The following is a 13,413-nucleotide window of genomic DNA, read 5'->3' on the forward strand; positions in this document are numbered from 1 at the left end:
GACCCCTTACACCGCCCCGGGGCGCTCGGGGGCGCGTTCCAACGGGTCGTTGTGCCCGTCGGGCGGTGCCTCATCTGGGGGGTGGGGGCGGGTGGCGGGCGGGGCGGGGGGGCGGACCACCGGGGGGACATCGGGACCCGAGGGGTCAGCCGGCCTTCTGCACGGTCCAGGCCTGCGCCGCGCGGCCGTCGGCGCGCTGGAGTTCGAGCAGCCAGTTCCCGTAGTACGGGCGGCCGCTCACGGTCAGTGCGAAGCCGCCGCTCGGATCGGTGACGGTCACCGCGCCGCCGCGGGAGGTCAGCTTCCAGGCCTGCGCGCCGGCGCCGCCGCAGGGCTGCTGCGCGATCCACATGCCCGCGGCCGGAGCGCCGCCCGGCTGCAGGCACTTGCCGGAGACCGCGGAGCGGATGCGGACCAGCCCGTTGCCCGCGTCGTCGAAGTACCACTGCTGCTGGGCGTATCCGTTGGCGCGCGCACCGACGAGCACGGTGCCGTCGGCGCTGCGGCCGCCCCACACCTCGGCGTTCATGCCGGTGCTGCCGTTGCCGAGCAGGTACCGGGCGCCGGGGGTGGTCGCGCCGCCGCCCGTGCCCTTCGTACGGAAGGACGCGGCCTTTCCGGGTCCGCTGTCGCGGCCGGCTCCGTCACGGACGGACACCGCGACCGTGTAGGAGGTGTCGGGCCGGAGGTTGTAGACGCGCAGCACCGGGGACTGGACCCAGGCCAGGTGCTTGCCGTTCAGCAGGACCTGGTACCAGGCGGCCCCCTCGACCTTGGGCCAGTTCACGACGACGGAGTCCGACTGGATCTGGGCGACCGTCACCGCCGGTCCGCCCGTGGGCTTCTTGGTCGGCGTGGGGGTGGGCGTCGGCTTCGCGGTCGGCGTCGGGCTCGGGCTCGGGTTGGGGTTCGGACCGGGGTCGGTGCCGCCTCCGCCCTTGTTGCGCATCAGGAACTGGTTGTCGGCGATGTTCCAGTGCGTGGCCAGGTAGCTGCCGGCCTTGGGGCTGGTGTGGAAGTAGTCGTCGTGGTTGCAGTCCAGGATGTTCTCGGACGCCTGGTTGGTGCAGACGTTGCGCATCTGCGGGTAGTACGGGGTGTCCGAGTAGCACATGACGTCGAACTCGTCGGTGCAGTGCGCGCCGCGGCTGGTGTTCGGGGCGCTGTTGTTGACCGCGCCCAGGTTGTGGCCGAGTTCGTGGGCGGCGGTGTGGCCGCCCCAGCAGCCGGAGTCCGTACGACCGTACGAGGGGCCGAAGTTGCTGAGGTTGGCCTGGCCGGGCCGCTCGTCGCCGTTGAAGGTGCCGATGCCGCAGTAGACCTGGGTGTCCGCGAAGATCATGTACTTGCGGTCCCGGCGGTCGAGCCCCTTGCCGGCGAGCGCGGCGTTGGTCGCGCTGAACTCGGAGAGCGCCGAGTCCGGGAGTTCGATGTTGAGCACGGTGGGGGTGCAGTCCGCGGCCGTCACGTAGCGGATGTGGCGGATGCCGCCCGTCTCCTGGGCGCTCGCCGCGTAGATGAGGTCGGCGTCGGCCGCCCATTTGCGGAACGAGGCCACGTACTCGGAGTAGCGGTCGCGGCCGGGGCCGTGGACGTACACGACCTGGACGCGGTTGCCGGTGCTGCCGTCGCCGTCGCACTGGACGGTCTGGCCCGCGGGGCCGGCGGCGACTTCCTGGCCGGCGGCCGAGGGCGCGGGTGCGGCGGACTTGTCGGCGGTGCGGTCCGCGTCGGCCGCGGGCGCGTCCTGAGGACGCCCGCCGCCTTCGCCGCTCGCCGGGTCGTCGGTGGCGGGGCGGGCCGGATCGGCCGCCGGAGCCGACGCCTTGACGGCGGGCGGTATGTCCTTCGTGATGTCCACGCCCTTGGGCGGGGCGTCGGGGCCGTGGGTGCACAGACCGGCACCGGTCCGGTACACGCCGGCGCACCGGTCGCCCTTGGGTGCGGGGGCGAGGCCGTCGTAGACCATGCCGCGCGCGTTCTCGTTGGCGGGCGCGCTCGCGAGGGGTTCGGGCTCCTGGTCCCGGGCGGGTGCGGCGGCCGGTGCGGCGGCCTCCGCCGCCGCTTGCGCGGTCACCGCCTGGGCGCCGTCGCCCAGTCCGGAGTAGGCGATGCCGGCGGCGATCACCGCCGCCACGGCCGTGGCGGCGGTGAGGAGTATCAACCGCCGCGGTTTGCGGCGGTGTTCACGCCGTCTACGTCGTCCTGTCATGGGCACCTCAAGTCCGTGTGGGATGAGTGGGGTGCGCGGAAGCCTGCCAGACGAATGCGGCGGAGAATTCGGACAAAGAGGAGTACGGCCCGAGATATCGTTCCGTTACCTGTCCGCCAAATCTGACGAACAATCAAACTCCAATAAAATAAGCCTAGTTACGCGCGTCACGCATAATTGGTCCAGGCCTTATCGGCAGAGTCGTTATCAAATCGAGATAGAGGGAGCGCGCTTATTGACGAGAATTCAGTCAGGGATTCATCTAATTACTACCTGTCGAATTCCCTTCGTCACGACCCGTGAGGAAGGCCCCCGTCCGCTCCCGTCCGCTCCCCTCGGCTCCCATCAGCTCCCGGCGGTCCGCACCGGACGCCGGAGCAGGTAGAGGGCCGCGGACAGGACGAGCACCGCCATGCACGCGATGAACACCAGCCCCGCACCCTCCAGTCCGAGCGGATCCACCAGGACGCCCACCCCGATCACCGGTACCGAAATGCCCGCGTACGCCACCACGAACAGCGTGGAGATCACGGCCGCCCGCCGGTCGGCGGGAGACGCCTCTGCCACCGCGGCCAGCGCCCCGCGGAACGCCAGCCCCTGCCCGAGTCCGCCGACGAGGGCGCTGAGCACCACCAGCGGCAGCAGGTCCCACCGCAGCGCGCCCGCGAGCAGCGCCAGCCCGGCGAGGAGCCCGGCGCACCCCAGCGGGAGCGAGCGCCCGACGCCGACCCGGCCGACGGCCAGTTGTCCGGCGGTCGAGGCGAAGAAGGCCAGCGCGACCACCAGCCCGCTCACGGCGTGGTTGTGCACGTCCAGGGACTCCGCGAGGAACGCCGGGCTCACGGACGTGAACACCCCGAACAGCGCGAACCCCACGAACGAGGCGATCGCCGCCGGCCCGAACACCGCCCGCACCTGCGGGGGCAGGCCGGGCCGCTGCGGCCGTACGGTGCCGAGCGGCCGCAGGTCCCGTACCGTCTCCGGGAGCCGCAGCATGACGGCGGCCGAGCCGGCCACCAGTGCGAGGTGCAGGGCGAACGGCAGGTACAGCGGCCAGGGGGCGTACTGCGCGAGCAACCCGGCGAGCAGCGGACCGCAGCCCAGCCCGCCCATGTTGACGGCCGTCGCGACGAAGGTGGCCCGCGAGGCGCCGCCGTGCGGAGCCAGCTCCATCACGTACGCCGTGGCGGCCCCGGTGAACAGGCCGGCGCTCAGACCCGACAGCAGCCGGCCCGCGTACAGCCAGGCGATCCCGTCGGCGCACAGGAAGCAGACGGCGCTGCCCGCCGCGAAAGCCAGCCCCGCCAGCAGCACGGGCCGTCGGCCCACGGCGTCCGAGGCATTGCCGGCCAGCAGCAGCACGCCGATGACCCCGAAGGCGTACACGGCGTACACCACGGTGACCATCAGCTCGGAGAAACCGAACTTCTCCTGGTAGAGGCCGTAGAGGGGGGTCGGCAGTGTGGTGCCGGCCATGCACACGGCGAAGACCGCCCCGCTGAGCAAACACTGGCGCCAACCCCGGCGATCACCGTCCATGCCGCCGACGGTAAGCCCGCGGGGTGCCCCGGAGCGGGCCCGACGGGCGCGGCGCGCCGCCAGTCAGCCGGTCGGTCAGTCACAGGCGGCCGGTCGGTCAGTACACGAGCTTGTAGGTCACGTCCTTGGGGACCGGGTCCGGCGCGGTGTCGGTGTAGAGGAGCCTGATCGTCGTGAAGCGCCGGAGGTCGGGGTGCTCGGGCCAGATCGCCGGATTGCCCAGGGTCACCCTCACCGGGTAGGCGCGGAAGCGGCCCACCGCGCAGTAGGGGCGGCAGTCGTTCACCATGTCGGTGCCGGTGGCCGTCGCGTTCCCCGGGCCCCAGGTGTCCCAGCGGAGTCCGACGAGGCGGTTGTTCCCGTCGCCGCAGGCCAGGAGGTACTCCTCGGGGCGCACCTGGGCCTGGGAGAAGCAGTCGACGACCACGACCGGATCCGGTGGATCGGTGCGCGCGGAGGCCGGGGCCACGGCGGCCGTCAGGGCCGCCGCGACGCACAGGAGGGTCGCCGCGCGCCTCGGGTGCCGGGGCGCGCGTACGGGGCGGCCAGCTGCTGAACCGTTCACGAAGGACCTTCCTCGCCACTCTGCCCACCGCCGGCACTGCGGCATCCCCAGCTTCCCGCATCGGTGTCAACCTCGCGCGCCGGGAACCGCGCGGTCGGCCTCCGGGGCCGCCCGGGTCACCTGTGCAGCAGGGCGCAGACGAAGTCCTCCTGGACCTCGCGGACCTGCGCGAGCAGGTCGGGGTTGGCGGTCAGGGAGGTCTGCGTGGTGATCGAGAAGGTCAGCGAGCGCCGGCCGTCCGCCGTGGCCGCCACCAGCTGCGTGTAGCCGGCCGTATTGCCGGTGTGGCCGTACACGGCTCCGCAGCGGGTGGTGTAGCGGTAGATCGCCAGGCCCGCCTCGGTGCGGCCGGGGCCAGGGGGCTGGGACAGGGCGCCGGGGATGAACGTGAACTGCTGCCGACGGGTGCGCTCCGAGACGAGCGCGCCGCCCGCGTAGCCCCGGATGAAGGCGGTCAGGTCCTTGGGCGTCGAGACGATGCCCCCGGCCGCCCAGGCTCCCGAGGCGCTCACGGCCTCACTGACGTCGACGGGCCCTTCCTCGGGGTCGATCTGGTAGCCGTGGAGGAAGGGCGCGGGCAGCCGGTATCCCTGCGGCAGGCTCGTGGCCTCCAGGCCCAGGGGCTCCTGGACGAGCTCGCGCAGCAGCGACTCGTACCGGCGTCCGGTGGCGGCCTCGGCCATGAGGGCGACGGCGATGTTGTCGGAGTTGGAGTACTGGTAGTTGCTGCCCGGCGGAAACGCGAGATCCTCGTCGGCCACGAATTCCAGCAGGCTCCGTGAGTCGAAGCGGTGGCGGGGGTCCTCGGAGATGACGTCGCGGAATCCCTGCGATCCCGAATAGTCGGGCAATCCGCTGGTGTGGTTCAGCAATTGACGCAGCGTCACCGCGTGCCACGCCTCCGGCTGGCCGGGCAGCACCTCGCCGATGGTGTCGTCCAGGTGCAGCCGTCCGCGGTCGACGAGCCTCAGCGCCACCGCTCCGCTGAAGGCCTTGGCGACACTGGCGATCCGCATGTGGTCCGTCGCCCTCGGCGGCCGGCCGTTCTCCACGTCCGCCACGCCCGCCCGGTAGACCTGCGTACGGTCGCCGTCGCGCAGGACGGCGATGACTCCGGGGGGTCCGTCGGGCCTCTCCACCAGCTCCTTCAGCTCCTGGTGGAGGCCGGACCCGGGCGGCGGATTGCGGTCCGCTCCGGCCTGCGCGGGCTGTACGGAGGCGGCGAGCACGGCACCGCACACGGCGGTGGCGGCAACCAGGCGCAGCGACGGGCGGAGCCGGCCGGCGTGGCCGTACGGGCGTCGGGACACGGAGGTACCTCCCGGGGAGACGGAACGCGGTGGCCCACGATGACAGCAGCCGCGCCGGTGCCCGCGGCGACGCGGCCGCACCCCGGTGCGGCATGGCCCGTCCGGCCCTGACCGTCGGCCGGGCGGCGGACAGCGGACTGCGGGACGGGGGCGGCGGGACGGGGGCGGCGGGCGCCACTGGACGCGCGTACGAGAACCCCCCGCGCCCGGTGGGCGTCCTTCGTGGAATCGACCGACAAGCGACCGGCACCGGCTTGACCGGCGAACCTGCGGCAACGTAACTTTCTCCGCACCAACGCGTGAGCCCCTGGAAGGAGGCGAATCCGGATGTCGACCGTCTCCGAAATGCTTCGCCTCGCACACCAGATCGCCTGGGCTCCGGGTCGTGTAGCACACGGCTGCTGACCAGCCCCTTTTCCCGGTGTGCCCGATCGTGGCCCCGGTACTTCTCCACCACTGTCACCGTTCACGGCACGCCGCTGCGTGCCGATTTGTTGCGCGCCGGGTTGTCGAGCTGCGCCACTGTGAAGAGAAAGCACCTGAAATGGCGACTAGGACAGTCAGATCCACCACGCGCCGAAATGAGGACCTGCCATGGTAGCGGCGCGGATCACGGTCAACGGAAAAGAAACACCGATTTCGCCGGCCGCACCCCACACCACGGTGCTGGACTTCCTGCGCGAGCGCGGTCTCACCGGCACCAAGGAGGGCTGTGCCGAGGGTGAGTGCGGCGCCTGTTCTCTCCTGGTGGCCCGGCCGGGGGTGAACAAGCCCACCGACTGGGTGGCGGTCAACGCCTGTCTGGTCCCGGTCGCGGCGCTCGACGGTCAGGAGGTCGTCACCTCCGAAGGTCTCGCCACGGCCGGCGAGTCCGGCGAGCCCGTCGCGCTGCACCCCGTACAGGAGGAGATGGCCGTCCGCGGTGGCTCCCAATGCGGTTACTGCACACCGGGGTTCATCTGCAGCATGGCCGCCGAGTACTACCGGCCCGACCGCTGCGCGCACGCGGACCCGGCCGAAGGCACCGGCCTTGATTGCGCCTCCGACGCCGAGCACGGCCCGAACGGGTTCGATCTGCACGCGCTGAGCGGGAACCTGTGCCGCTGCACCGGATACCGCCCGATCCGCGACGCCGCGTTCGCCGTCGGCGCGCCCGCCGAGGACGACGCCCTGGCCCTGCGCCGCGAGCAGTCCCCGCCCGAACCCGCCACCACCGAATACACCCGGGACGAGGGCTCGTTCCTGCGGCCGGGCACCCTGGCGGAGACCCTGCGGCTGCTGCGCGAGCGGCCGGACGCGGTGGTCGTCGCCGGCAGCACCGACTGGGGCGTGGAGGTGAACATCCGCTCCCGCCGGGCGAATTGCGTGGTCGCCGTCGACCGGCTGCCCGAACTGCGGGAGCTGCGGGTCGAATCCGACCGCATCGAGATCGGTGCGGCGCAGACGCTCACGGAGATCGAACGCCGCCTCGACGGCAGCGTCCCGCTGCTGGCGGAGCTGTTCCCGCAGTTCGCGTCCCGGCTCATCCGCAACAGCGCCACCCTCGGCGGCAACCTGGGTACCGGCTCCCCCATCGGCGACACCCCGCCGGTGCTGCTCGCGCTGGAGGCTTCGCTGGTGCTCGCCGACGCCGACGGCGAACGCGAGGTCCCCCTCTCGGAGTACTTCACCGGTTACCGGCAGAGCGTGCGCCGTCCCGGCGAACTGATCCGTGCGGTCCGGATCCCGCTGCCCCTGTCGACGGTCACGGCCTTCCACAAGATCGCCAAGCGGCGCTTCGACGACATCTCCAGCGTGGCGGTCGCGTTCGCGCTCGACATCGAGGACGGGATCGTCCGCAAGGCCCGCATCGGCCTGGGCGGCGTGGCCGCCACCCCGATACGCGCCCTCGCCACCGAGGCCGCCCTGGAGGGCAGGCCGTGGTCGCCGGAGACCGTCGAGGCCGCGTCCCGGGTGCTGCGCGCCGAGGGCACTCCGATGGACGATCACCGCGCCAGCGCCGGCTACCGCTCCGCGATGCTCGGCCAGAGCCTGCTGAAGCTGTACGCGCGAACCACCGAGGCGGTGTCGTCATGAGTCATCTGTCCGAACGTCCCGAGAAGCCCGTCGTCGGTGTGTCGATGCCGCACGAGAGTGCGAACCTGCACGTCACAGGCGCCGCGCTCTACACGGACGACCTGGTGCACCGCACCAAGGACGTCCTGCACGCCTACCCCGTCCAGGTCATGAAGGCCCACGGCAGGATCATCGCGCTGCGCACCGGGCCCGCGCTCGCCGTACCCGGTGTGGTCCGCGTACTCACCGGCGCCGACGTGCCCGGCGTCAACGACGCCGGAATGAAGCACGACGAACCGCTCTTCCCCGACGAGGTCATGTTCCACGGCCACGCGGTCGCCTGGGTGATCGCCGAGACCCTGGAGGCGGCCCGGCTCGGTGCGGCGGCCGTCGAGGTGGAGCTCGACGAGAAGCCCTCCGTGATCACCCTGCGGGAAGCGATCGCGGCGAACAGCTTCCACGGCGCCCGGCCCGTCATGCTGACCGGCGACGTGGACGCCGGCTTCGCCGAGTCCGCGCACGTGTTCACCGGAGAGTTCCAGTTCTCCGATCAGGAACACTTCTATCTCGAGACGCACGCGGCCCTGGCCCTCGTCGACGAGAACGGGCAGATGTTCGTCCAGAGCAGCACCCAGCACCCCTCGGAGACGCAGGAGATCGTCGCGCACGTGCTCGGCCTGCACAGCCACGAGGTGACCGTGCAGTGCCTGCGGATGGGCGGCGGCTTCGGCGGCAAGGAGATGCAGCCGCACGGGTTCGCGGCCGTCGCCGCGCTCGGCGCCCGCCTGACGGGCCGTCCGGTCCGGGTCCGGCTCAACCGGACCCAGGACCTGACCATGTCCGGCAAGCGCCACGGGTTCCACGCCACGTGGAAGATCGGCTTCGACTCCGAGGGCCGCATCCAGGCCCTCGACGCCACCTTGACCGCGGACGGCGGCTGGAGCCTGGACCTGTCCGAGCCCGTGGTGGCCCGCGCGCTGTGCCACATCGACAACACGTACTGGATTCCCAACGCGCGCGTCGCCGGCCGCATCGCCAAGACCAACAAGGTCTCCAACACCGCCTTCCGCGGCTTCGGCGGACCGCAGGGCATGCTGGTGATCGAGGACATCATGGGCCGGTGCGCACCGCTGCTCGGCCTGGATCCGACGGAGCTGCGCGAGCGCAACTTCTACCGGCAGGGCGACTCGACCCCGTACGGCCAGCCGGTCCCCCACCCCGAGCGGATCTCCACCGTCTGGCGGCAGGTTCACGAGGACGCGGCCATCGCCGGCCGCAAGCGCGAGATCGCGGCCTTCAACGCCGCGCACCCGCACACCAAGCGGGCGCTCGCGATCACCGGGATCAAGTTCGGCATCTCGTTCAACCTCACGGCCTTCAATCAGGCCGGCGCGCTGGTGCTGGTCTACAAGGACGGCTCCGTCCTGATCAACCACGGCGGCACCGAGATGGGGCAGGGCCTGCACACGAAGATGCTGCAGGTGGCCGCGACCACGCTGGGCATCGGGCTGGACAAGGTGCGCCTCGCCCCGACGCGTACGGACAAGGTGCCCAACACCTCGGCCACCGCCGCCAGTGCCGGGGCGGACCTCAACGGCGCGGCGGTGAAGAACGCCTGCGAGCAGATCCGCGAGCGGCTGCTCCAGGTGGCCGGCACCCAGTTGGGCGTGAACGCCTCGGACGTGCGCATCGTCGAGGGCGTCGCGCGGGCGCTCGGCAACGACAAGGAGCTGGCCTGGGACGATCTGGTGCGCACCGCGTACTTCCAGCGGGTCCAGCTGTCGGCGGCCGGCTTCTACCGGACCGAGGGGCTGCACTGGGACGCGAAGGCCTTCCACGGCTCCCCGTTCAAGTACTTCTCCTACGGCGCCGCGGCGACCGAGGTGGAGGTGGACGGTTTCACCGGCGCGTACCGCATCCGGCGGGTGGACATCGTCCACGACGTCGGCGACAGCCTCTCCCCGATGATCGACATAGGTCAGGTCGAGGGCGGTTTCGTGCAGGGCGCCGGCTGGCTGACGCTCGAGGACATGCGGTGGGACGCCGGCGACGGGCCGCACCGCGGCCGGCTGCTGACCCAGGCGGCGAGCACGTACAAACTGCCGAGCTTCTCCGAGATGCCCGAGGAGTTCAACGTAAGGCTGCTGGAGAACGCCACCGAGGAGGGCGCGGTCTACGGGTCCAAGGCGGTCGGTGAGCCTCCGCTGATGCTGGCCTTCTCGGTGCGCGAAGCGCTGCGGCAGGCCGCCGGGGCGTTCGGGCCCGCCGGGGTCAGCGTGGAACTCGCCTCGCCCGCCACGCCGGAAGCGGTGTACTGGGCGATCGAAGCGGTCCGCGGCGGCGGTGCGCCGACCGCCGGTGGCGCTCCCGAGGACGGCGCGGCCGTACCCGTCGACGCGAGCGCCGTGAGCAATGCCTGACATGGGCTGGGTGGCCGCGGTCGCGCGGTTGCGGGCACGCCGGGAACCCGGCGTGCTCGTGACCGTCGCGACCGTGCGCGGCCACGCGCCGCGCCGGGCCGGTGCCAAACTCGTCGTGGGACGCACCGAGACGTGGGGTTCGATCGGCGGCGGCAACATCGAGGCCGTGGCCATCGACCGGGCGCGCGAGCTGAACGCGGCGTCCGATCCGGAGCAGGAGCCGGAGCTGATGGAGTTCGCCCTCAACGACAAGGTCACCGGCCGGCACGGCGTGCAGTGCTGCGGCGGGGCCGTCACCGTGCTGCTCGAACCGCTGCCCGTGGTCGAGGCGGTCGCGGTCTTCGGCGTCGGGCACGTCGGACTGGAACTGGCGCGCATCCTGGCCCGCCACGAGCTCGATCTGCACCTGATCGACAGCCGTCCCGACATGCTCACCGTCGAGCGGCTCGGCGTGCTCGCCGACGCGGTGGCGCAGATCCACGTGCACCACACCCCGCTGCTCCCGGAGGAGGTGCTCGCGGAGCTGCCGCCCGGCACCCACGTCCTGGTCATGACCCACGATCACGCCGAGGACGCCGCGCTGTGCGATGCCGCGCTGCGCACCGAGGGTCTCGGCTCGATCGGTCTGATCGGCTCGTCCGCGAAATGGGCGCGGTTCCGGCAGCGCCTCGCCACCGAGGGCGGCCACGACGAGGAAGCCATCGACCGGATCAAGACCCCGATCGGAACGGTCGGGATCACCGGCAAGGAGCCCGCCACGATCGCGGTGAGCGTCGCGGCGGACCTGCTCCGTACCTTCGAACAGGACCGCCTGCGGGCAGTGCCGGACAGGGTCGGTGGGGCGCCGGGCACGTAACTTTCGTTGCCCTGCTCCGGCCGATCGTTACTACTGGACACCCCGGCCGGCGGCCGAGGCTGTCGGCATGCATGACTTCTTGAAGAACGAAGCGGGTCCGGACGGCAGGGGCGGTGAGGCCGGCGGGCATCGGCGCGGTCGCGGCAGGACGCCGGTGTTCGTGAAGGTGCTCGCGGCCGTGGCCGGTCTGGGTCTTCTCCTGCTCGGCGTGCTCGGGTCCCCCGACCGGTCCCTGGGGCGGTCGCCCGAGGTCATCGGTGAGCGCGAGATGGTGCGCGTCAGCGGACCGAACGGCAAGACCGCCGAGGTGCTCGCCCTGATCGACACGGGTGCGTCGGCGTCCTCCCTGGACACGGCTCTGGCCAAGGAGCTCGGCTTCGATCTCGCCGCGGCCCCGAGGATCACCGTCGGTTCGGCGCTGGGCCGTGAGAAGCGCCCGGTGGTCGACACCACGGTGCGGCTGGCCGGCCGGTCGTTCGTCGCCAAGGTGAGCGTCAACAGCAGAGCCAAGCGGGAAACCCCCGTCCTGCTCGGCCGGCAGGAGGTCCAGGGGCTGCACGTGGCCGTGGGCAAGCGGCTCCTGACCCGGCCCGAGTCCACCGCCGCGCCCTCCGCGCTGCGGATCCTGTTCGCCAGGGCACCGGCGATCGACCCGGTGTCGATGATGGCCCTGCTGCCCTTGGCGGCCCTGCTGATCGTGCTGCTCCGGGTCGTCGTCGGGCTGAACACGCTGGGCACGTTCAGCCCGGTGCTGCTGGCCCTGGCGTACGCCCAATCCGGTCTGCCCCTGGGCGTGCCCCTCACGCTGGTGATGTTCGCGCTCGGCTTCGCCATGCAGCCCGTACTGCGCCGCCTGCACCTGCCGCGCGTGGCCCGCCTCGGCGTGCTGATCGCGGTGGTCACCTCGGGGCTGATCGCCGCCCAGCTCGGCCTGGGCGGGTTCGGGCTCTCGGACTCCTGGGGCATGTCGCTGCCGGTCGTCGTCACCGCGATCATCACCGAACGCCTGTGGGACGCCTGGGACCTGGACGGTGTCCGGGCCGCGGTCGAGGGGGCCGCCCTGACCATGGGCACGGCCGTCCTGGTGGCGCTGCTCCTGCTCACCCCGTACGTACGCCACCTCGCCGAGGCGGTGCCCCTGCAGCTCGCGATCGCGTGCGCGGTGTGGACGGCTATCGCCGGAACGTACCGGGGGCTGCGGCTGAGCGAGCTCTCCCGGTTCGCCCCCGCGGCGAAGGCCCAGGGAGCCGCGTCGTGATCCGGCTCCGCGGCTGGGACCCGGTCATGGGCATGAACCTGCGCAACGCCCGGATCGCCCAGGAGAACTCCTCCGCCGCCATCCGGCTCGTCAACGACAAGTACGCCACCAAGGAGGCACTGGCCGCGGCCGGTGCCCCGACCTCCCCCACCCTGGCCCTGCTGCGCTCCCGCCGGGAGATCGCCACCCTGGACTGGGACGGGCTGCCCGACTGCTGGGCCCTGAAGCCCAATCAGGGTCTGGGCGGCAACGGCATCCTGCTGGCCTTCGGCCGAAGGCGCAGGAACTGGGCCTCGTCCTGCGGCCAGCGCGTGTCCAGGGAACGGGTCGCCGAGCAGCTGCGCCGCATCCTGGACGGGGAGTTCTCGCCCCGCCCGAGCGACTGGGCCATGTTCGAACCCCTGATCCGGGCGCACCCGGAGCTGGCACGCCTGTCCCACCAGGGGTTGCCGGACATCCGGGTGATCTGTGACGGGGACCGGCCGCGGCTCGCGATGCTGCGTCTGCCCACCCGGTTCAGCGGCGGGAGGGCCAATCTGCACCAGCGGGCCATCGGCGCCGCCGTCGATCTGGCCACCGGCCGGATCACCCATGCCCTCGTCGGGAAGGAGTCGGCCGAGAGGCACCCCGACACCGGTGAACTCCTCATCGGGGCGACCGTCCCGCATTGGCCGGAGGTACTCGACGCGGCCCGCCGGTGCGCGGCGGCGACGGGTCTTCGCTACCTGGGTGCGGACATCGTCGTCGACGCCGAGCGGGGGCCGCTGATTCTCGAGGTCAACGCCCGCCCGGGTCTTCAGATCCAGAACGTCACCGGTCACGGCCTGATGGCCGCGACCACCCACCCGAGGAGTTCCTGATGCGCTGGACCGCACTCGTTTCCAAGATCGTCGTGGCCGCGGCGGCCGGGGCTTTCCTGGCGGTCAGCGCCGCGGGAGCCCAGCAGCCGCGGCCGGCGGCCGACACCGATCCCGCGCGGGAGGCACCGGCCGATGTCCGGAGCTCCGCGCCGGGGCCCGGGCCGACGGGAGTCACGCCGGGGCCGACGGCCCCGCCGCGGGAATGACCGTACTCACGGCGCGGGGACCGTACTCGCCGCGGGGACGGCCGTCCCCGCGGCGGGGATCAGCGGTTTTCCGGGCGGAGGCGGGCGTCGCGGGCCAGGAGGGCCGCCAGGACCCGGGTGGCGCAGCTCAGT

The 13,413-nt window shown here is 72.1% G+C and carries 10 protein-coding genes; 6 read left to right on the top strand and 4 right to left on the bottom strand.

Going from position 1 to position 13,413, the window contains the following annotated elements; genetic code table 11:
- Nucleotides 1-145: 145 nt before the first annotated feature.
- The 4 genes from ACWGDE_RS26995 to ACWGDE_RS27010 all read right to left on the bottom strand — a co-directional run bounded on the left by ACWGDE_RS26995 (nt 146) and on the right by ACWGDE_RS27010 (nt 5,626).
- The gene (locus ACWGDE_RS26995) at nt 146-2,164 is read right to left on the bottom strand and encodes an RICIN domain-containing protein (RefSeq protein WP_453391630.1); all 2,019 of its coding nucleotides are present in this window, start codon (nt 2,162-2,164) and stop codon (nt 146-148) included.
- Nucleotides 2,165-2,557: 393 nt separating this feature from the next.
- Nucleotides 2,558-3,751, bottom strand: coding sequence for an MFS transporter (locus ACWGDE_RS27000; RefSeq protein ID WP_453391631.1), 1,194 nt, complete (start codon nt 3,749-3,751; stop codon nt 2,558-2,560).
- Nucleotides 3,752-3,848: 97 nt separating this feature from the next.
- On the bottom strand, nt 3,849-4,316 hold the full coding sequence (locus ACWGDE_RS27005) for a hypothetical protein (RefSeq protein ID WP_453391632.1): 468 nt from the start codon (nt 4,314-4,316) through the stop codon (nt 3,849-3,851).
- Between the two features lie 116 nt (nt 4,317-4,432).
- A complete protein-coding gene (locus ACWGDE_RS27010; RefSeq protein WP_453391633.1) occupies nt 4,433-5,626 on the bottom strand; it encodes a serine hydrolase domain-containing protein in 1,194 nt (397 codons plus the stop codon).
- 594 nt (nt 5,627-6,220) lie between these two features.
- Here ACWGDE_RS27010 and ACWGDE_RS27015 point away from each other — a divergent pair.
- The 6 genes from ACWGDE_RS27015 to ACWGDE_RS27040 all read left to right on the top strand — a co-directional run bounded on the left by ACWGDE_RS27015 (nt 6,221) and on the right by ACWGDE_RS27040 (nt 13,281).
- Nucleotides 6,221-7,702 (top strand): xanthine dehydrogenase small subunit, encoded by a 1,482-nt coding sequence (locus ACWGDE_RS27015; protein WP_453391634.1) that lies wholly within the window; start codon nt 6,221-6,223, stop codon nt 7,700-7,702.
- Entirely contained in the window at nt 7,699-10,101 is a 2,403-nt protein-coding gene (xdhB, locus tag ACWGDE_RS27020) for a xanthine dehydrogenase molybdopterin binding subunit (RefSeq protein WP_453391635.1), read from the top strand. The genes ACWGDE_RS27015 and xdhB overlap by 4 nt, the downstream gene beginning before the upstream one ends.
- Nucleotide 10,102: 1 nt before the next feature.
- The gene (gene xdhC, locus ACWGDE_RS27025) at nt 10,103-10,957 is read left to right on the top strand and encodes a xanthine dehydrogenase accessory protein XdhC (RefSeq protein WP_453391636.1); all 855 of its coding nucleotides are present in this window, start codon (nt 10,103-10,105) and stop codon (nt 10,955-10,957) included.
- 67 nt (nt 10,958-11,024) lie between these two features.
- Nucleotides 11,025-12,215: a 7TM domain-containing protein gene (locus tag ACWGDE_RS27030; protein WP_453391637.1), complete on the top strand. Its 1,191-nt coding sequence runs from the start codon at nt 11,025-11,027 to the stop codon at nt 12,213-12,215.
- A complete protein-coding gene (locus tag ACWGDE_RS27035; RefSeq protein ID WP_453391638.1) occupies nt 12,212-13,075 on the top strand; it encodes a sugar-transfer associated ATP-grasp domain-containing protein in 864 nt (287 codons plus the stop codon). The genes ACWGDE_RS27030 and ACWGDE_RS27035 overlap by 4 nt, the downstream gene beginning before the upstream one ends.
- Complete coding sequence (locus tag ACWGDE_RS27040) at nt 13,075-13,281, top strand: hypothetical protein (protein ID WP_453391639.1); 207 nt, start codon at nt 13,075-13,077, stop codon at nt 13,279-13,281. The genes ACWGDE_RS27035 and ACWGDE_RS27040 overlap by 1 nt, the downstream gene beginning before the upstream one ends.
- Nucleotides 13,282-13,413 lie beyond the last annotated feature (132 nt).

The sequence above is a fragment of the Streptomyces sp. NPDC054956 genome (genome assembly GCF_053609185.1).